This window comes from Corynebacterium sp. 32222D000AT, from assembly GCF_053546955.1.
In genome coordinates this window covers 44,275-63,142 of the sequence record NZ_JBPPVW010000010.1, presented here as the reverse complement: position 1 = coordinate 63,142, position 18,868 = coordinate 44,275, and the positions used below count along the sequence as shown (strand labels likewise).

The 18,868-nt window shown below is 64.6% G+C and carries 18 protein-coding genes; 13 read left to right on the top strand and 5 right to left on the bottom strand.

Going from position 1 to position 18,868, the window contains the following annotated elements; translation table 11 throughout:
* The first annotated feature begins 192 nt into the window (after positions 1 to 192).
* Both ACEE23_RS07575 and ACEE23_RS07570 read left to right on the top strand, forming a co-directional pair.
* The gene (locus tag ACEE23_RS07575; RefSeq protein ID WP_368520677.1) at positions 193 to 786 is read left to right on the top strand and encodes a flavin reductase family protein; all 594 of its coding nucleotides are present in this window, start codon (positions 193 to 195) and stop codon (positions 784 to 786) included.
* A gap of 91 nt (positions 787 to 877) precedes the next feature.
* Positions 878 to 2,287, top strand: a complete 1,410-nt coding sequence (locus ACEE23_RS07570; RefSeq protein ID WP_448871458.1) for an aldehyde dehydrogenase family protein — start codon at positions 878 to 880, stop codon at positions 2,285 to 2,287.
* Positions 2,288 to 2,521: 234 nt separating this feature from the next.
* Here the strand turns inward: ACEE23_RS07570 and ACEE23_RS07565 are convergent, their stop codons facing one another.
* Both ACEE23_RS07565 and ACEE23_RS07560 read right to left on the bottom strand, forming a co-directional pair.
* Positions 2,522 to 3,727 (bottom strand): DUF3500 domain-containing protein, encoded by a 1,206-nt coding sequence (locus tag ACEE23_RS07565; RefSeq protein WP_448871460.1) that lies wholly within the window; start codon positions 3,725 to 3,727, stop codon positions 2,522 to 2,524.
* 116 nt (positions 3,728 to 3,843) lie between these two features.
* Complete coding sequence (locus ACEE23_RS07560) at positions 3,844 to 5,532, bottom strand: alkaline phosphatase D family protein (RefSeq protein WP_448871462.1); 1,689 nt, start codon at positions 5,530 to 5,532, stop codon at positions 3,844 to 3,846.
* Between the two features lie 339 nt (positions 5,533 to 5,871).
* On the opposite strand from ACEE23_RS07560, the gene ACEE23_RS07555 reads away from it, so the two are divergent.
* Positions 5,872 to 7,728, top strand: a complete 1,857-nt coding sequence (locus ACEE23_RS07555; protein ID WP_448871464.1) for a fibronectin type III domain-containing protein — start codon at positions 5,872 to 5,874, stop codon at positions 7,726 to 7,728.
* Between the two features lie 98 nt (positions 7,729 to 7,826).
* Here the strand turns inward: ACEE23_RS07555 and ACEE23_RS07550 are convergent, their stop codons facing one another.
* Together ACEE23_RS07550 and ACEE23_RS07545 are read right to left on the bottom strand one after the other, a co-directional pair.
* Positions 7,827 to 9,092, bottom strand: coding sequence for an AMP-binding protein (locus ACEE23_RS07550; protein WP_409338213.1), 1,266 nt, complete (start codon positions 9,090 to 9,092; stop codon positions 7,827 to 7,829).
* Between the two features lie 289 nt (positions 9,093 to 9,381).
* Positions 9,382 to 9,993 (bottom strand): TetR/AcrR family transcriptional regulator, encoded by a 612-nt coding sequence (locus ACEE23_RS07545; RefSeq protein WP_368520683.1) that lies wholly within the window; start codon positions 9,991 to 9,993, stop codon positions 9,382 to 9,384.
* Positions 9,994 to 10,089: 96 nt separating this feature from the next.
* On the opposite strand from ACEE23_RS07545, the gene paaI reads away from it, so the two are divergent.
* The 10 genes from paaI (at position 10,090) to ACEE23_RS07495 (ending at position 18,347) form a co-directional block, all read left to right on the top strand.
* Positions 10,090 to 10,605, top strand: coding sequence for a hydroxyphenylacetyl-CoA thioesterase PaaI (gene paaI / locus ACEE23_RS07540; RefSeq protein ID WP_409338204.1), 516 nt, complete (start codon positions 10,090 to 10,092; stop codon positions 10,603 to 10,605).
* Positions 10,606 to 10,764: 159 nt separating this feature from the next.
* Positions 10,765 to 11,766 (top strand): 1,2-phenylacetyl-CoA epoxidase subunit PaaA, encoded by a 1,002-nt coding sequence (gene paaA / locus ACEE23_RS07535; RefSeq protein WP_368520684.1) that lies wholly within the window; start codon positions 10,765 to 10,767, stop codon positions 11,764 to 11,766.
* A gap of 45 nt (positions 11,767 to 11,811) precedes the next feature.
* Positions 11,812 to 12,108 carry a 1,2-phenylacetyl-CoA epoxidase subunit PaaB gene (gene paaB, locus ACEE23_RS07530; RefSeq protein ID WP_368534455.1) on the top strand — a complete coding sequence of 99 codons (297 nt, stop codon included), beginning with the start codon at positions 11,812 to 11,814 and terminating at the stop codon, positions 12,106 to 12,108.
* Entirely contained in the window at positions 12,105 to 12,941 is an 837-nt protein-coding gene (gene paaC, locus ACEE23_RS07525; RefSeq protein ID WP_368520686.1) for a 1,2-phenylacetyl-CoA epoxidase subunit PaaC, read from the top strand. Before paaB ends, paaC begins: the two co-directional genes overlap by 4 nt.
* Before the next feature lie 15 nt (positions 12,942 to 12,956).
* Positions 12,957 to 13,508 (top strand): 1,2-phenylacetyl-CoA epoxidase subunit PaaD, encoded by a 552-nt coding sequence (paaD, locus tag ACEE23_RS07520; RefSeq protein ID WP_368520687.1) that lies wholly within the window; start codon positions 12,957 to 12,959, stop codon positions 13,506 to 13,508.
* A complete protein-coding gene (gene paaE, locus ACEE23_RS07515) occupies positions 13,508 to 14,692 on the top strand; it encodes a 1,2-phenylacetyl-CoA epoxidase subunit PaaE (RefSeq protein ID WP_368520688.1) in 1,185 nt (394 codons plus the stop codon). The genes paaD and paaE overlap by 1 nt, the downstream gene beginning before the upstream one ends.
* Positions 14,693 to 14,744: 52 nt before the next feature.
* Positions 14,745 to 15,521, top strand: a complete 777-nt coding sequence (locus ACEE23_RS07510; protein ID WP_368520732.1) for an enoyl-CoA hydratase/isomerase family protein — start codon at positions 14,745 to 14,747, stop codon at positions 15,519 to 15,521.
* A 1-nt stretch (position 15,522) separates the two neighbouring features.
* Positions 15,523 to 16,728, top strand: a complete 1,206-nt coding sequence (locus tag ACEE23_RS07505; protein WP_368520689.1) for an acetyl-CoA C-acyltransferase — start codon at positions 15,523 to 15,525, stop codon at positions 16,726 to 16,728.
* Between the two features lie 5 nt (positions 16,729 to 16,733).
* Positions 16,734 to 17,507, top strand: coding sequence for an enoyl-CoA hydratase/isomerase family protein (locus ACEE23_RS07500; RefSeq protein WP_368520690.1), 774 nt, complete (start codon positions 16,734 to 16,736; stop codon positions 17,505 to 17,507).
* Complete coding sequence (locus tag ACEE23_RS07495; protein WP_368520691.1) at positions 17,508 to 18,347, top strand: 3-hydroxyacyl-CoA dehydrogenase family protein; 840 nt, start codon at positions 17,508 to 17,510, stop codon at positions 18,345 to 18,347. It abuts the gene before it with no gap.
* Between the two features lie 38 nt (positions 18,348 to 18,385).
* Here ACEE23_RS07495 and ACEE23_RS07490 read toward each other — a convergent pair whose 3' ends face one another.
* A complete protein-coding gene (locus ACEE23_RS07490; protein ID WP_448871469.1) occupies positions 18,386 to 18,784 on the bottom strand; it encodes a PaaI family thioesterase in 399 nt (132 codons plus the stop codon).
* Positions 18,785 to 18,868 lie beyond the last annotated feature (84 nt).

The following is an 18,868-nucleotide window of genomic DNA, read 5'->3' as shown; positions in this document are numbered from 1 at the left end:
TGCGAAATGCAATGTTCCACGTGAAACATTCGCGTTCGGGGGAGAAAAGTCCTTGCCGGGTTCACCGGGTGCGCATAGTCTTGCGTTAACCGGTCAGCCCCATCCGCCAAACCAGGGAAGGTTTCTTCCATGAAGTTCAACCCGTTAACTGAAAGCTCCGGACTGCCGCACTCCCCATTCAAGGGCTGCACAGTGCCTCGCCCCATCGGATGGCTCTCCTCGGTGAGCGAAGACGGCCAGGAGAATATCGCGCCCTACAGCCAGTGGCAGAACCTGACCTTTGACCCTCCGATGGTGATGTTCTCCGCGAACCACTACCCCGACGGGCGTCGCAAGGACACGGTCATTAACGCTGAGCGCACCGGATGGTTCGTCTGGAACATGGCTACCTATCCCCTCCGCGAAGAGGTCAACAAGTCCGCGATGGCGCTCGAGGCGAACGAGAGCGAGTGGGACCACCTCGATGTCACCAAGGTCTACGCAGACAACTACCCCATCCCTATGGTCAAGGAATCCCCGGTCCACTTCGAGTGCCGCTACCTGTCCACGCAACGGCTCATGGGGAACTCCAACCAGGGCAGCATCGACGTCGTATTCGCGCGGGTCGAAAAGATTCACATCGATGACGATTACCTGACCGAGGATGGGTTGCTCGATATCCTCAAGGCCGAGCCGATCGCCCGCATGGGCTACTTCGACTACACGGTAGTCCGCGAGAAATTCGAGATGCGCGTCCCGGGCGCCTCGGCGGAAGCCCGGCAGGGCCTGGAAGGTACCGCCAATTAACCTCATGGTTTCACGTGAAACCATGGATGTGTGACCTGTGCAATACTGGAGGCCAAGTTCTTGACCCTCCGATCCTCTCCCAGGAGTTCTCGTGACCACAGTGCACAACTACGCAGACCTGCTCCCCCACGTCGACTCGGGCACGGGGCGCGAAATCATTAACCCGGCGACCGAAGAAGTCGTCGGCGTCGCGCCCGTCGGAACCGTGGACGACGTCGACGTCGCGGTGAATAAGGCCCGCGCGGCGCAGAAAGACTTCGACCGGCTAGGGGATGCCGCCCGCTGCGACCTTTTGCTCAAGGCGGCCGACGTCATCGAGGAACACGCGGAGGCGCTCGCGGAGCTGCTATCCCGCGAGCAGGGCAAGCCGCTCAACGGCCCGAACGCGCACTTTGAAGTCGGTGCCTGTTCCGCGTGGCTGCGCGCCACGGCGTCGTTCGAATCCCCGGACTACACCGCGGTGGATGACGACATCACGGCCACCGTGCACTACCGCCCCCTGGGCGTGGTGGGAGCTATCGGCCCGTGGAACTGGCCCATGATGATCACCGTCTGGCAGGTCGCCCCGGCACTGCGGATGGGCAACGCGGTTGTTGTGAAGCCTTCCGAATACACGCCGCTGTCCGTGCTGGCGTTGATGAAGATCATGAACGATGTGCTGCCCGATGGCGTCCTCCAGGTGGTCACCGGCGACGGCGAAGTCGGCGCGGCGATGTCCACCCACGCGGGGATCGACAAGATCATGTTCACCGGCTCGACCGCCACGGGGCGCAAGATCGTGGAATCCTCCGCGGCCAACCTGACGCGCCTGACGCTGGAGCTGGGCGGTAACGACGCCGGCATCGTCCTGGATGACGCGGACATCGACGCTATCGCCGGGGATCTCTTCTGGGGCGCGTTCATCAACACCGGCCAGACCTGCGCGGCGATGAAGCGCCTCTACGTGCCGGCGGCACAATACGACGACGTGGTCGCGGCGCTGATCGAAGTAGCGAAGAATTCCCCCATGGGCGTTGGTCTCGAGGATGACAACGTCCTCGGCCCACTGCAGAACAAGCAGCAATTCGAGATCGTCGACCGCTTGGTCAAGGAGGCGAAGAAGGGCGGCGCCACGGTGCTACTCGGCGGTGAGCCGGACTACGACGCGCCGGGCTACTTCTACCCCACCACGTTGGTCGGGGACATCGACCCGGATAACCCGCTCGTGGTGGAAGAGCAGTTCGGCCCCGTGCTGCCGATCATCGCCTACGAGGACGAGGAGTGGGCCATCGAGCAGGCGAACAAGCTGGATGTCGGGCTGGGCTCGTCGGTGTGGTCCAGCGACCGCGAGCGCGCGCGTCGCGTGGCCGCCCGGCTGGAGGCCGGAACCACGTGGATCAACGGCCACGGCGGGGTGGATCCCCGCGTGCCCTTCGGCGGCATTAAGTCCTCCGGCTACGGGGTGGAATTCGGCGCGGAGGGGCTGAAGGGCCTAGCCTACCCGCACATCATCAACGGCTAAAGGCCAAAACCTGCCGAGAGATAATTCACCGCAGCGCAACGTGGCGCCCGCCATGCAGGACCCCACGGGCCTTGAGCACCACCCCAAGGTCGGCGACGCCGTCGGGCTGAGGATCAGCCGGCCGATGGTCTACCCGGCAACCTAACGGCCCGTTCTAGGCTTCGGCGCCATTTTAGGTTCGGCGGTCCGGCGGGGTGCTGTCAGCCTGCGCCGCGCCGGGCGGGGTGCCGGCGGCTAGGCCGTCGGGTCCTTTCCCCCACCGGGGCCGCCTTCGGCACCCGGTCCGGAGCCCTCCTGCTGAGTGGTCGTGCCGGCATAGTCGTTCTGGGGATCGCGGTAGATGGTGTGGATATGGCCCCAGCCGGAGGTGGTCACCCCGTCGACATCCGCGCCGGCAGAGCCCTGCTGGTTGGCGAATTCGATGTAGGCGCTCGGTCCGGAAATCTGGAAGTAGATGCCCTCGCCCTGGGTCATGTCGTAGGTGGTGGCACCGGACCAGTTGATATACGTCTCGTCCAAGGTATCCCGGATAGCACTCAGCGTGGTCTCGTTGGTGGACTCGTCGGAGAGTGTGGTCCATTGCGCGATGAGCTCGAGAAGGAGCTCCTTCTGCTCATCGTTGAGATCCGCGCCTTTTAGCCCGGTACCCGTGTCGTAGTCGCAGGTGCTGCCCGGGGCGCAGCTGAGGTTCTTTACTTCCTCGCCCTGGTAGAGCTGCTCCTTCTGCTCATCGGTGAGTGAGTCGTAGAAGGCAAAGGCGGCCTCGTAGATGCTGCTCATCGGCTGCACCTCTTCGCCCGCGTCGTTGGTGTAGACAGCCGGCTGGGCGCCGAAGTGGGTGGGCGCGAAGGTGATGGAACCGTCGCTGAACGTGGCGTTTAGGCCCAGGTGGTGGCCGCCGAACTGCAGCGCCCACTCGCCGGATTCACTCGGGGTGCCGTACAGCGTGAAGTAGTACTGCCCCAAGGAGTCTTCCGTCGAAGACGAGTTGTCCAGGAGGTACTGGTCGCCCTCCATGATGGCGACGACCCGCTCATAGGCGCTTTCGGATAGCAGGGTTTCGAGCACTTTCAACGCCGCGGCGCGCTGTTCGTCGTTGAGGTCGTTGAGGTTGAGCCCATTGCGTTCCACGAAGGTTACCGGGAAGTTGGACCAGGCGGTTGAGCGGGAGTCGTCGTCCATGCTGAGCTGGACCGCTTCCTTTTGCTCGTCGCTTAGCGTGTCCAAGAACTCTTGGACGGCCTGGGCGGTGGCCGCGGTGGTCTCGCTAGAGGAACTGGAGGTGGTGGTGGACGCGGTGCTGGTGCTTGCCGAGCTGGAGCTCGCGGCGGTGGCATCGTTAGCCGAGCCGGTGCCTGTGGAGCAGGCGGCGAGCGGGATGGTCAGGGCGGTGGCGGCCAGGAGGGCGGCCACTTTCGTGCGGAGTCTGTGCGATGTCATGAACTCGAGACTAAGCCGCCCGGGTGCCAAAGCCGTGGGGTTTTCGGGGCAGTAAACCGAGAGCTTCCTAAACGGTTGCTGTACGCCTCGGCCCTACCCGAAACCCTGTGACCTGCCTATTCGCCGTCCGAGGGGTCGAAGCCGCCGTCCACGCGCCAGGTGCGGGTGGTGTGCAGGGAGACGCTGGCTTCGGGGTCCTCGACGTCTGAGACGCGGTAGTAGCGCATCTCTACGTCGTCGGCGCGCAGCTGCGCGACCGCGTAGCCGTGGGCGTCGTAGTCGAGGTGGTTGACGTTGGGGTTCGCGTCCTTGATGGCGCTTTCCACCAGCACGGAGGTCGAGTTGTCCTCCGCGTGGTAGATGCCCGTGTACTCAGTCAGGATTTCGTCGACGTTCGGCGCGGAGATGGACGTGGTCACCATCTCGCAGGCGACCTCCTTGTCACCGGTGTAGATGGAGTTGGCCCACTCGGAGTGGATATCGCCGGTGACGAAGAAGTTGTGGCGGCCGCGCTTCCCTAAAAGCTCGAGCAGCTTGTCGCGGTCGTGGGTGTAGCCGTCCCACTGGTCGGAGTTAAGCGCGATACCGGAGCGGGAGGCCTTCATCGCCTGGATTGCTTCTTCGGCCTCGCGGTTGCCCGGCATGGTCAGCAAGCGCATGGGCGACATCATGACCGAGTTGCCCAGCACCATCCAGCGCGCCGGGGAGGTCTCCACGACATCGGTCAGCCAGGCGAACTGCTCGCTGCCGAGCATGGTGCGGTCCGGGCTGGCGAAGTTGGCGGAGGTGGTCTCCGCGTCGCGGTAGCTGCGCAGGTCCATCAGCGTCAGCTCCATGAGGTCGCCGAACTGGAAGCTGCGGTAGAGGTGGCCTTCCTTCGAGGTGCCGGCCTTGCGCAGCGGCATCCACTCGAAGTAGGCCTGCAGGGCCTGGTCGCGGCGGCTGGCCCACTGGCCCTCGGCGAAGCCGTCGGTGTGGTTTTCCGCGCCCTCGCGCCAGGCGTTGTTTGCGGACTCGTGGTCATCCCAGGTCACGACCCACGGGGCGGAGGCGTGCGCGGCCTGCAGGTGGGCATCAGTGCGGTACCGGCCGTAGCGCATGCGGTAGTCCTCGAGGGTGGTGATCTCCCACGTCGGGTGGTGCGGGCGGGCGATGCCGGACTTGCCCACGTACTCGCCCGTGCCGTATTCGTAGATGTAATCGCCGAGGAAGACGACGAGGTCGAGCTCGCCAGACCAGCCGCGCTTGGCCATGTCGCGGTAGGCGCAGAAGAAGCCGGATTCGTAGTTCGCGCACGATGCCACGGCGAAGGTCAGCTGGTCCGGGCTGTCCCCGTGGGCGGGTGCGGTCTTGGTGCGGCCCACCGGGGACTCGGCCCCGGCGTGCGGGCCGTCGGCAACGCGGAAGCGGTAGTAATACTCGGTGGCCGGGCTCAGGTCGTGCGGCTCCGCGTGGATGGTGTGGTCGCTATCCGGGCTGGTGGTCTCCGTGCCGCGGGCGACGATGTCGCCGAACTCGGGGCTGGTAGACACCTCCCAGTCGACGCGGGTGGGCTCGCCCAGGCCGGAGCCGGGCAGCGAGTCACGATCCGGGGTAACGCGGGTCCACAACACCACGGAGCTCGGCAACGGGCCGCCGCTGGCCACGCCGTGCAAGAACGGCAGGCTGGCACCGGAATCTTGGTTATAAATATCCAACGGGGAGGTGGGCTGGTCTTGGGCAAAGGCGGGGGCCGCGGCGATGCCGGCTGCGGTAAGGGAGGCAGCGGTCAGGGCCGTGCGGCGGGAGAAACGAGTCGTCTTCATGGCTGTCAAACTAGCCCAGTCCAGGGTCCCTCGCTGCGGGAATAAGTGCTGGTTGTCAAGTTTTAAGTAGAAGTTATTTTCTGAGCAACCTGACTTTAACCTGGCATTTACCTGTATTTGTTTCCATATGCCTAACGTTTTGCTCAAGCCGGGTGGTTTACGCGGGCGACCGAAGATTTTCCCTCGTGACCGCCCGGCTCTAAAGCTGTAAAACAACTCGCCCACCACTCTGCTTTTGGTTCTGCCGCACGGATCACTTGGCACTGCAGCCCCGACACCAATGAATAACTGCAGTGTCATCCGGCCCCGCGGTAGGACCGTCTGACCAGGAAGAAGCTCATGATTAAAGCTCGCCTCAACCGCTCATTCGTGGCGCTTGGTTGCGCCTTGTCTGTCACCCTAGCCTCCGGCGCCGTCGTCCCGACCGCCGCGCAGGCGCAGGAGTCCCCGATTTTCCGCCAGGTCCTGCAGCCGGGCGCGGATGAAACCTCCGTCATCGTCTCCTGGCGCACCAACCACAAGGGTGAGGAAAAGCTCAAGGTCTACCCGACCGGGCAGGAAGACCAGGCGAAGGAATTCGACGCCAAGGAGAAGGACGCCGGCCGCATCCTCTACCTGTCCAACTACGCTACGGCTACCGGCCTGGCGGAGAACACCGAGTACACCTACGTGGTGGGCTCCGACGAGGGCGGCTGGTCCGCCCCGCACACGTTCAACACCGGTTCCTACGGTGATGACTGGTCCTTCGTCACGATTAGCGACGCGCAGATCGGCGTGGGCGCGAAGATCGAGGAACAAACCGAGCAGTGGAATAAGACCATCAACAAGGCCATCGGTGACGTTCCGGATTCGCGGCTCATCTGGTCCCTGGGCGACCAGATTGAGGGCTGGGGCGCTCCCCTGGCTCAGTACGACGGCTTCTTTAGCCCGGATGTCATCCGGCAGATCCCGCTCAGCGCTATCCCGGGCAACCACGAGGGTTACCCCTCCGCGATTGCTTTTGGTGACTACGACGAGCACTTCATCAACCCCAACCAGGCCCCGGACCTGCGCAACTCCTGGTTTGAGCGCAACAACGTGCTCTTCATCAACCTGGACTCCAACGCAAGCCAAGAGGACGACATTGAGCGCCACAAGCGCTTCCTCAAGGACACCATCGACAACCGGGGCGCCTTCAACGAGTGGGTAATCGTGGGTATGCACCACTCCCTGTACTCGCAGGCCACCCACTACACCGACTCCGATGTCGGACGCCTGCGCGACGGCCTGGCGGATACCTTCTCTGAGCTCGGCGTCGACGTGGTCCTGTCGGGCCACGACCACATCTACACCCGCACCCACCTGATGAACGGCCATGAGCCGGTCTCTGAGGGCTTGGGCAAGCGCAATGACAAGCTTTCCCCGAACGACAACGAGGTCCTTTACCTGACCACCACCAGCGCCGGCGGCGGCAAGTTCTACGATTTCCAGGACGTCAACGGCGAAAAGCAGCCGAACGCCCGCATGGAACACGTCCCGCAGGAACTGGTGCACGACTCCACCGCCTACTGGCGCCAGGACTACACCCCGGATTACCTGCGGGTGGACGTGACCGGCGAGCAACTGCGCCTGACCACCTACGACGAGCCCACCGGCGCACTCGTCGACCGCGTCACCCTGGAAAACCGCGACCGCGCCCTGGTCGATCCGCGCGAGGAGCAGCCGGAACCGACCGAAGAGCCGTCGACCGAGCCGTCGACGGAGCCCTCCAAGGAGCCGACCACCGAACCGTCGACCGAGCTTTCTGAGGAACCGTCTACCGAACCGTCGACCGAGCCTTCTGAAGAGCCGACCACCGAGCCGAGCGAACCGGAAGAGTCCACCGAGCCGAACAAGCCGTCCGAGCCGGCTGAGACTACGAAGCCAGCTGAGCCGACCGAGCCGGGTAAGCCGGGCGAGACTGAAGAGCCTTCGAAGCCGAGCAAGGAACCGAACAAGGAAGGCAGCAGCGGCAGCAGCAATGGCAGCTCCGGTAGCTCGAGCAGCAGCAACGGTAGCTCCGCTAGCTCGCAGGGCTCTTCCAACGTCTTCTGGGGCTTTAGCCTGGTCGCGGCCGTGCTGGGTGCGCTTGGCTTGGGCAGCTGGGCAGTCTGGAAGTATGTACCGCACCTGATGATGAAGCCGGTCAAGAACTTCTTCGACCGTATCTTTGGCTAGGCCCTTAACTAGCCGGCACGCCAAGAGCCGCGCGGCGCTGAGATGTTCAGCGTTCGCGCGGCTCTTGTTCTGTGCTTCAGGTAGGTCGGGAACCAGGCTTACTTGTTGCGGTTGTCGACCAGGCGCTTGGCCTTGCCGTCGCCGGAATCGAAGTGCTCGACCAGCTGGATTTCGACGGTGACGCCAATCCGGTCCTTGATCTGCTTGCGCAGCTGGCGCTCGGAGGCGTCGAGGTCGTCGCGGCTCAGGTTTTCGGCGTGCTGGACGACCAGGGTCAGGTGGTCCATGCGGCCGCGCTTGCTCAGCACGCACTGGTAACGGGGGCGCAGGTTGCGGTCTTCGGTGATGATTTCCTCGAACTGCGACGGGAAGCAGTTCACGCCGCGCAGGATGATCATGTCGTCGTTGCGGGCGGAGATGCGGTCCAGGCGGCGCATCGAACGCGCCGTGCCCGGCAGGATGCGGGTCAGATCATGCGTGCGGTAGCGGATGATCGGGAAGGCTTCCTTGGTCAGGGAGGAAATGACCAGCTCGCCGTACTCGCCATCCGGGAGCGGCTGCAGGGTCTCCGGGTCGATGATCTCCGGGTAGAAGTGATCCTCCCAGACGGTCAGACCGTCCTTGGTCTCGATGCACTCCTGCGCCACGCCAGGGCCCATGACCTCGGACAGGCCGTAGATGTCGGTGGCGTCGATGCCGAAGCCTTCCTCCAGCTCGCGGCGCATGCCCTCGGTCCACGGCTCGGAGCCGAAGACGCCGGCGCGCAGGGAGGTCTCCCGCGGGTCGATGCCCTCCTTGCGCATACGGTCCAGGAGGTTGAGGACGTAGGAGGGGGTGCCGAGGATGGCGTCCGGCTCGAAGTCCTTGATGAGCTGGATCTGGCGTTCGGTCTGGCCGCCGGAGGTTGGGATGGCGGTGGCGCCGAGGGCCTCCACGCCGTAATGCGCGCCCAGGCCGCCGGTGAAGAGCCCGTAGCCGAAGGTGATCTGCACCTTGTCGCTCGGGCGCAGACCGCCGGCCCGCAGGGAGCGGGCCATCAGGTCAGACCAGATGCGGATGTCGTTGTCGGTGTAGCCAACCACCGTCGGGCGGCCGGTGGTCCCGGAGGAGGCGTGGATACGAGCGATCTGCTTCTGCCCCACCGCGAACATGCCGAAGGGGTACTCGTTGCGCAGCGTCTCCTTGTCCGTGAACGGGAACTTCGCGAAGTCGGCGAGCTCCTTGAAATCGTCGGGGTGGACGCCGAGTTCATCGAAGGCTCGGCGGTAGTGGGGAACGTTGTAATACGCGTGGCGGAGCTCGTTGCGAGCGCGCTCAGTCTGGAGGGCGATGATTTCGTCTCGCGAGGCGTATTCAATGCCCATTTGGGGGCCATAGTTGTCGGAGAAAATATCAAAAGTTGCAGTCACAGCAGTGCCTTTCACTTCGGGAAACGTGCAGGCCCACACCTGGCGTCTTCTCGAATGCGCCTATTGGGTTGGAAGTCATGGGTGCCGCGGGAGCGGCGAGCGATTAATTCCTGACTTAACAATCGGTCAGTTAAGTCTTGTGAGGTAGAATACAGGCGATTTTAGTGAGTGGCAACACATTTTGGGGAAATTGTTGTTTCGGTCAATGTTGTTCAACAATCCCCGACCTGGTGTTTTGGCGAGCTTAGCGCGGTGAAAGACCGCCGAAGAGCAGGCGTTCCACGCTGTTGGCGATGTCCTCTGCGCCGAATTTCCCGCCGGGTTCGTACCAGTCGGACACGGAGTTGACCATGCCGAAGGCGAGGCGGGTTAGGGTGGCCGCTTCGAGGTCGTTGCGGATATCCCCGGTCTCTTGGGCCTGCTTGACCATCGGGATGACCGACCGGGTAAGCGCGCGGCGGCGTTCGAGTGCGCGTTCCTCGACTTCGGAGTTACCGCGCAGGCGCAGAAGCAGCGCCACGGATTCGGGATCGCTGCACAGAACGTGCACGGACCCGCGGACCAGCATGGCGATCTGCTCGGCCGGGGTGGCGTCGGCAGCCTGGGCCTCGGCGACCACGTCCTCGAGCTGCCCCATGGCGCGGGAAACGGTCTCCTCGAGAATCTCTTCCTTGGAGGAGATGTGGTGGTACAGGGCGGACTTGGAAATTCCCAGGTCGTTTGCCACAACTCCCATGGACGTCGCCTCGTAGCCGCGGGTGTTGAACGCCTTGATGGCGGCGCGGATTACGTCGGCGCGTGAGTAGCCAGGGCGGCCGCGGTGGGTGTCGGTACTCGTGTCAGTCACGCATTCCATTCAAGCACGACTTAGTCGCAGCGGTTATAGTATGTGTCACCCACACCCGGAAGTTTTCTCTTTGCGCTGGCCAAATAACTCCCAAGGAGAGTAGAAATGTCAGCCAATAACTCCACCCCCTCCCGCTCTACTGCCGCGGAGGAAATGTCGACCGAGGCAGTTGCGCCCGCTCCCGTGCTAGCGCCCGGCGTAGCCGCGAGCCCGGAGTTCGTGCACGTCCGCGAGATGTTCGAAAGCGACCGCGCGACCGCCTTTCTGGGGGTGACCATCACCGAGCTTGACCTGGGGCACTGCGCGGGTGAATTCACCGTGCGCCCCGAGATGTGCAACGGGCATGACACCTGCCAGGGCGGTTTTCTCTACGCCTTCGCCGATTCCCTGTTCGCCGGCGCCTGCAACTCCTACGGCGACGTCGCCGTGGCGGCGCACAATTCCATCCACTACCTCGCGCCGGGCTTTTCCGGACAGCGGGTCGAAGGCGTGGCCACGACGCGTCAGTCCTGGGGCCGAAACGGGATCGTGGACGTCACGCTGCGCGCCGACGGCCGGGACATCGCCGAGTTTCGCGGCACGTACCGGGTCCTCCCTGGCAAGCCGGAGAAGCGGAGCTAGGCCGCGAGGCGATTATCGCGGGGCCACAATGACGGCCCGTTAATTGCCACCTAGATCACACTTGCTATTGACGTAGGTCACATTTTCTCATATACTGACCAACCATTCAGTAGGTAATCCTGCTACTGACACTCTCCCCACCCGAGGAGGAAACCCACCATGACTAACCGTGACCAGGCATTAACCGCAATCGATGGCGCCGCTGACGCGGAATTCGACGTCGCCCAGGCCCAGCAACGCTTCGATGAGATCATCGCGGAGGACTCCCGCATCGAGCCCACCGACTGGATGCCCGAGGCCTACCGCAAGACCCTGACCCGCCAGATCTCCCAGCACGCGCACTCCGAAATCATCGGCATGCAGCCGGAGGCCAACTGGATCACCCGCGCTCCTTCCTTGAAGCGCAAGGCCATCCTGATGGCCAAGGTCCAGGACGAGGCCGGCCACGGCCTCTACCTGTACTCCGCCGCCGAGACCCTCGGTACTCCCCGCGATGAGCTGGTTGACCAGCTGCTAGACGGTCGTGCCAAGTACTCGTCCATCTTCAACTACCCGGCCCGTACCTGGGCGGATATCGGCGCTATCGGCTGGCTGGTCGACGGTGCGGCCATTTGCAACCAGGTGCCGCTGTGCCGCGCTTCGTATGCGCCTTATGGCCGCGCGATGGTGCGTATCTGCAAGGAGGAATCCTTCCACCAGCGCCAAGGCTGGGAGATCCTCTACGAGCTCGCGCACGGCACCGAGGCCCAAAAGCAGATGGCCCAGGAAGCCATCAACCGTTTCTACGGCCCGGCCCTGCAGATGTTCGGCCCGCCGGATGATGACTCCCCCAACAGCAAGCAGTCGATGGCCTGGAACATCAAGCGCTTCTCCAACGACGAGCTGCGCCAGCGCTTCGTGGACATGATCGTCCCGCAGGCAGAAGCCCTGGGGCTGCACTTCGAGGACCCGGACCTGAAGTGGAACGAGGAGCGCGGCCACTACGACTTCGGCGAACTGGACTGGGACGAGTTCAAGTCCGTCATCAAGGGCAACGGGCCCTGCAACGAGCAGCGCCTGCAGCGCCGCAACCAGGCCCACGACGAGGGCGCCTGGGTCCGCGAGGCCGCCGCTGCCTACGCGGAGAAGTACCACCACACCGACTCGGCGCTTTCGGCCTAGCGCCCGGGCGCAGTGAGCAACTAGGAATTAAGGAGTATCCACCCCATGACCGCTAACCAGGGAAACCAGTGGCCCATGTGGGAAGTGTTTGTGCGCTCTTCCCGCGGCCTTTCCCACGTCCACGCCGGCTCTTTGCACGCCCCGGACGCGACGATGGCGCTGCGCAACGCGCGCGACCTCTACACCCGCCGCAACGAGGGCACATCCGTGTGGGTTGTCCCCTCGGAAGCTATCGCCTCGTCGGATCCGGACTCCAAGGGCGGCTATTTCGAGTCGCCGCAGGGCAAGAACTACCGCCACGCCACCTACTACGACAAGTCTGAGGGGGTGCCGCACCTGTGAGTGGATTCGCTGCCGCGGACTCCGCCACCAAGCAATCGCAGGGTGACGGTATTACCGCAGAAGACATTGTGGCCTCCGGCGCTACCGCCGACCAGGACGTGGCCAACTACGCCATCACGCTGGGCGACGACGCTCTCATCCTGGCCCAACGCCTGGGCTGGTGGATCTCCCGCGCCCCGGAGATGGAAGAAGACATTGCGCTGGGCAATATCGCCCTGGACCTTATCGGGCACGCCCGCTTCTTGCTCTCCTACGCCGGAACCGCCTTTGACAAGACCGAGGACGATCTCGCCTACTTCCGCGACGAAGAGGAGTTCTGCTCTTGCCGTCTCGTGGAGCAGGAAAACGGCGACTTCGGCCACACTATCGCTCGCCAGCTCCTCTTTTCCTACTACCAATACGGGCTGTACACCGCCCTGCTGGAGTCGGCCGACCAGACGCTGGCTGCCATCGCGGCGAAGGCGATCAAGGAGGTTGAATACCACGTCGACCACGCCAACCAATGGGTGCTGCGTCTCGGCCTCGGGACTGAAGAGTCCAAGCGCCGACTGACTGCGGGCCTGGAGCACATGTGGCCCTACCTCGACGAGCTCTTCGAGGACTTGCCGGTGCACGAGAAGCTGGCGGAGCGATCCATCGCGGTGCTCCCGTCCAGCCTGCGCCCGCAGTTCGACGAGCGGATCGCGTACGTGCTGGACAAGGCCGGCCTTGAGGTGCCGCAGGTCAAGCAGGCACGCTCCGGCCAGCGAACCGGCTGCTTTTCGGAATACCGCGGCTTCATCCTGGCGGAGATGCAGTCCCTGGCCCGGAAGCACCCGGGCGCTACCTGGTAGCGGGAGGTGACAGTGATGGCTAGCCAGACCCCCACCAACCAGCCGGCGCACCCTCTGCGGCCCGCGGATCCGGAAGCCGCCCGGGTTTGGGACGTGGCTGCCCAGGTCCCGGACCCGGAAATCCCAGTCATTTCTATCGCCGACCTGGGCATCCTGCGGGCAGCGACCTTAGAGGGCGAGACCGCCGTCGTCACTATCACCCCGACCTACTCGGGCTGCCCGGCGATGGAGCACATCACGACCGATATCGTCCGGGCCTTGGAAGAGGCGGGATATAGCTCTTCCCGCGTCGACCTCGTCCTGGATCCGGCGTGGACCACCGACTGGATTACCGAGCGGGGCAAGCAAAACCTCCGCGACTACGGCATCGCCCCGCCCACCGGGCAATCGCGAAAGGCAAATGACGGGCCCATCCCGCTGACCTTGGCCCCGCCGCCGGCCATCGAATGCCCGCACTGCGGTTCGCGCCGCACTCAGAAACTTGCACAATTTGGCTCTACGTCCTGCAAGGCGCTCTACAACTGCCAGGACTGCCTGGAGCCTTTCGACTACTTCAAGGTGCACTAATGACTACTCCCACCACAACTGCCCCGGCCGAGTCGGCCCAGAAGCCGGCCAAGAAGAAGGCGACCTTTCACCCCCTGACGGTCTCTGCGGTGCGGCCGCTGACCGACGACGCGGTGGAGGTCTCCTTCGCAGTCCCGCCGGAACTCCAAGACGACTACGACTACGTGCCCGGCCAGTACGTGGCGCTGCGCGCCACCATCGACGGCAAAGAAGTCCGCCGCTCCTATTCCATCTGCGACGTCCCCCGGGACGGGGTCATCCGCGTGGCCATCAAGCGCGACCGCGGGGGCGTGTTCTCCACCTGGGCGAACACCGAGCTGGAGGCCGGCTATGAGATGGACGTGATGAACCCGCAGGGCGCGTTCACCTCCAAGACCCACCTGACCGGCCTGAACAACCCGGAGGCCGTACGCGAGGAACTAGAAAAACTGGATAACCCCCACCTGGTGGCTATCGCGGCCGGTTCTGGCATCACCCCGATCATGGCTATTGCCCAAACCGTCCTGAACGAGTCGGAGCGGACCACCTTCGAGCTCATCTTCGCCAACAAGGGCGGCGGGGACGTGATGTTCGCCGAGGAGATTGGCGATCTGAAGGACAAATTCCCCAACCGCTTCGCGGTCCACCACGTCCTGTCCCGAGAGCAGCGCGTCAACCCGCTGTTCTCCGGTCGCATTGATGCGGAGAAGCTCCAGACGCTGCTGGACAACGTCATCCAGACCGGTTCGGTCGACGAGTGGTTCCTCTGCGGCCCCTTCGAGCTAGTCCAGCTGGTCCGTGACGAGCTTTCGGGCCGCGACGTCGCGGAAGAGGCGGTGCGCTACGAGCTGTTTACCACCGGTAAGCCTTCCGGCAACCAGGGCCAGACCGGCCGCGAGGTGGAAGCCGACCCCGAGGGCGACAACGTGGACATTGAATTCACCCTGGACGGCCTGTCCGGTTCCGTGCAGTCCCCGGTCTCGGCCAACGAGTCCCTGCTCAATGCCGCGCTGCGGGCGCGCCCGGACGTCCCCTTCGCCTGCGCCGGCGGCGTGTGTGGCACCTGCCGCGCGAAGCTCGTCGACGGCGAGGTCGACATGGCCGAAAACTACGCCCTGGAAAAGGACGAGGTTGAGGCCGGCTACATCCTGACCTGCCAGTCGCGTCCGAAGACCGACAAGATTTCCCTCGATTTCGACGCTTAGTCAACAGCCGGACTACCCACCACCCCAACAGAAAGAGAAGAAAGCAATGTCGATGATCGATTATCACTTTGCCCCGGACACCGGCGTCGCTGAAGTCGTGCTCAACAACCCGCGAGCCCGCAACGCGATGGGGCCAGAGGATTTGGCGGAGCTAAAGGACACCCTCGACAAGGCCGCGCAGGATAAGCCACGCGCGCTGGTGCTGCGGGGTGAGGGCAAGGGCTTTAGCGCCGGCCGGAATATCAAGGGCCTGAACCCGCGCGAGGACGACGCCACCGAGTTCCTCGCCGGGGCGGTTACCCCGGTGCTACGCGCGATTGATGACTTCCCGGCCCCGACGTTCGCGCTGGTGCACGGCGCGTGCCTGGGCGTGGGCCTGGGCCTGGCGCTGGCCTGCGATGTCGTCTACGTGGCCGACGATGCCCTCTTCGGCTCCCCGTTCGCCAACCTCGGCGCCACGCTGGATTCGGGCGGGCACGCCCTCTTCGTCGAGCGGCTTGGTGTCCACCGCGCCATGGACCTCATCATCACCGGCGACCTGATTTCCGGCGCGGACGCGGTGGCCGCCGGCTTGTTCTCCCGCGGGGTCCCGGCGGACGAACTGCTCGAGTTCGGCCGGACCAAGGCCGCCGCCGCAGCGCAGGGCGCGACCCAGGCCTTCCTGGCCAGCCGCGCGTTGGTGGCCAGCATCCGGGACGAGCGCACCGGTTTCTGGGACAGCGTGGACGCCGAAAACCAAGCGCAGGGCCGCCTGTGCGATACCGAAGACTATTACGAAGGCTTTGCCGCGTTCAACGAGAAGCGCCAGCCGGAATTCAAAGGAGCCTAAAATGTCCGATTCTTCTGCATACCTCGTATCCGGTTTCCGCACCCCGGTGGGCCGCTACGGCGGGGCCCTGTCGTCGGTGCGGCCGGATGACCTGATGGCGCTGACCATCAAGAAGACCGTCGAAGAGTCGGGCCTGGATCCGGCCGCCGTCGACGAGGTCATCATCGGCAACGCCAACGGGGCGGGCGAGGAAAACCGCAACGTCGCCCGCATGGCCTGGCTGCTGGCCGAGTTCCCGGACACGGTCCCGGGGATGACCATTAACCGCCTGTGCGCGTCCGGCATGTCGGCTATCGCGCTGGCCACCGCTCTGGTGGAGTCTGGCCAGGCCGAGGTCGTGGTCGCCGGCGGCGTGGAGTCGATGTCGCGCGCCCCGTGGGTGATGGAAAAGCCGACGAAGGCCTTCGCCAAGCCGGGCGCGGCCTTCGATACCGCCATCGGCTGGCGCTTCGTGAATGACAAATTCGCGGCGCAAGAAAAGCTCACCTATTCCATGCCGGAAACGGCCGAGGAGGTCGCCAACACCTTCGGCATCAGCCGCGAGGACGCCGACGCCTTCGCGCTGCGCTCCCACCAACGGGCGCTCAAGGCCATCGCGGACGGCAAGTTCGCCCACGAAATCGTGCCGGTGGAGGTCACCGACCGGAAGGGCAACGTGACCGTGGTGGATACGGACGAAGGCCCGCGCGCTAATACCTCCGCGGAGGCGCTGGCCAAGCTGAAGCCGGTCACCAAGCTCGGCGAGGTCACCACCGCGGGCAACGCCTCCTCGCTTAACGACGGTGCCTCGGCGGTCATCGTGGCCTCGGCCGCAGCGATCCAAAAGTACGGGCTGAAGGCCCGCGCCCGCGTCGTGGCGAACTCTGCCCGCGGCGTGAGCCCGGAAATCATGGGCACCGGCCCGATCCCGGCGACGCGCGACGTGCTGGAGCGCGCCGGGTGGGGCCTGGACTCGGTGGATGCGGTGGAGCTCAACGAGGCCTTTGCCAGCCAGTCGCTGGCCTGCATCCGGGAGCTCGGGCTGGACGAGGACAAGGTCAACGCCTGGGGCGGCGCCATCGCCCTGGGCCACCCGCTGGGCTCGTCCGGCTCCCGCATCACCCTCACCCTGTTGAACCGCTTGGAGCAGGACGGCGGCGCGCGCGGCATCGCCACCATGTGCGTGGGCGTTGGCCAGGGTTCCGCTATCGCGATTGAGAAGGTGTAAAAGACATGCCAGAAGCACTCGAGATCATCCCCGGTGACGGCTTCGTCACCGCCCGCTTAAACCGTCCGGAGGTTCGCAACGCCATCGATGAAACGATGGTCGCGGAGCTTCACGAGCTGTGCCAGCAGCTGGAAAACGATCCGCAAATTCTCATCCTGACCGGCTGCATAGCCGAAACCTCGAAGGGGCCGCGCGGGATCTTCGCCTCCGGGGCGGATATCGCGCAGCTGCGCGAGCGCCGCCGCGCCGACGCGCTGCGCGGCATCAACTCCGGCATCTTCGACCGGATCGCTAAGCTGCCCTCCCCGGTCATCGCGGCCATCGACGGCTTCGCCCTGGGCGGCGGGCTGGAGCTCGCCCTTGCCGCTGATTTCCGGCTGGCCACCCCGCGCGCCAAGTTCGGGCAGCCGGAGGCGGGTCTAGGCATCATCGCCGGCGCCGGCGCGCTCTGGCGACTCAAGGAGACCGTGGGCGCTCCCGTGGCCAAGGAAATCCTCCTGGCGGGACGCATCCTGAGCGGCGAAGAGGCGCACGCGCTGCACCTGGTCACGGAAATTCACGAGCCGGAAGAACTGGACGCGGCGGCCGCGGACTTGGCCGGGCGCATCGCGGCGCTCGACCCGCTGGCAGTGCGCCTAAGCAAGCAGCTCATGGACATGCCGGCGGCGGCCCACCCGGCCGTGGACAACATCGCCCAGGCCGTCCTTTTTGAATCCCCCGCCAAGTTCGACCGCATGCAAGCATTCCTCGACAAGAAGAACAAGAAGAAGGGCAAGTAAATGACTATCCCGAACAAAGTAGGCGTCCTGGGTGGCGGCCGGATGGGCGCGGGAATTGCGCACGCCTTCCTCGCCGCGGGCTCGGAAGTCACCGTCGTCGACATCAATGAAGACGCGGCCCAGGCCGCGCGGGAGCGGGTGGAAAAGGCCATCCGCGGCTCCCTTGACCGTGGCGCTGAAGGAAGCTTTGAATCCTGGGCCGAACGCCTGATCACCAGTACCGAGGTGGGCGACTTTGCCGGCTTTGAGCTGGTGGTCGAGGCGGTCCCGGAGTCCATGGAGCTCAAGCAGGAGGCCTTCGGGAATATCGCGAAGACCGCTCCGAAGGCGGTCATCGCCACCAACACCTCCTCGCTGTCCGTGACTGAGCTCGCCGCCACCGTGGACAACGACGTCATCGGCCTGCACTTTTTCAACCCGGTCCCAGCCTCCAAGCTGGTCGAGGTCGTGGTCGCCGAGTCCACCCCGGAGGTCTTGGTCGCCCAGTCCCGCGAATGGGTCGCAGGCCTGGGCAAGACGGCAGTGGTGGTCAAGGACGCGCCGGGTTTCGCCTCCTCCCGCCTGGGCGTGGCCATTGCCCTGGAAGCCATCCGCATGGTTGAGGAGGGCGTGGCCGAACCGCGCGACATCGACAACGCGATGGTCCTGGGCTACAAGTTCCCCATCGGCCCGCTGGAGCTGACCGACATCGTGGGTCTCGACGTGCGGCTGGGCATCGCGGAGTACCTGGAGTCCACCCTGGGCGAGCGCTTCGCCCCGCCGCAGCTGATGCGGGACATGGTCGCTCGCGGCGAGCTGGGCCGCAAGGCCGGCAAGGGTTTCTACGATTACTCCGAATAAGCCCGCACGGCACTTCGACTTGGTACCGGGTAACGGTGTTAGCGCTTGTCCACTACGGCGTTGGTGATGCGGGCGGTGCACAGCCGGGTGCCGGCTTCGTCCGTGATGACGATTTCGTGGCTGCAGAGCGTGCGGCCTAGCCGGATGGCCGTGGCGGTGGCCGTGACCAGTCCCTCCCGCCCGGAGGCGTGGTGGGTGGCGTTGAGATCCACGCCGACGGCCACTTTTCCCAAGGTAGAGGCGTGGATGACCGCGGCCCAGCTACCTACGGCCTCTGCGAGGCAGGCCATCGCCCCGCCGTGTAGGAGCCCGAAGGACTGGGTATTGCCGCTAACCGGCATGGTCGCCACCACTCGTTCGGGGGACTGTTCGATGACCTCGACGCCCATCTTCTTGTCCAGCTCGCCCAACTCGATTCCCCAAGGCTGGTTTTCCATCCTGACTCCTTCCACTGTGATGTGGGTTATACTACTCTCAAATACTGACCGACCGTTCGGCAACTAATGAAAGGATACTTTCTC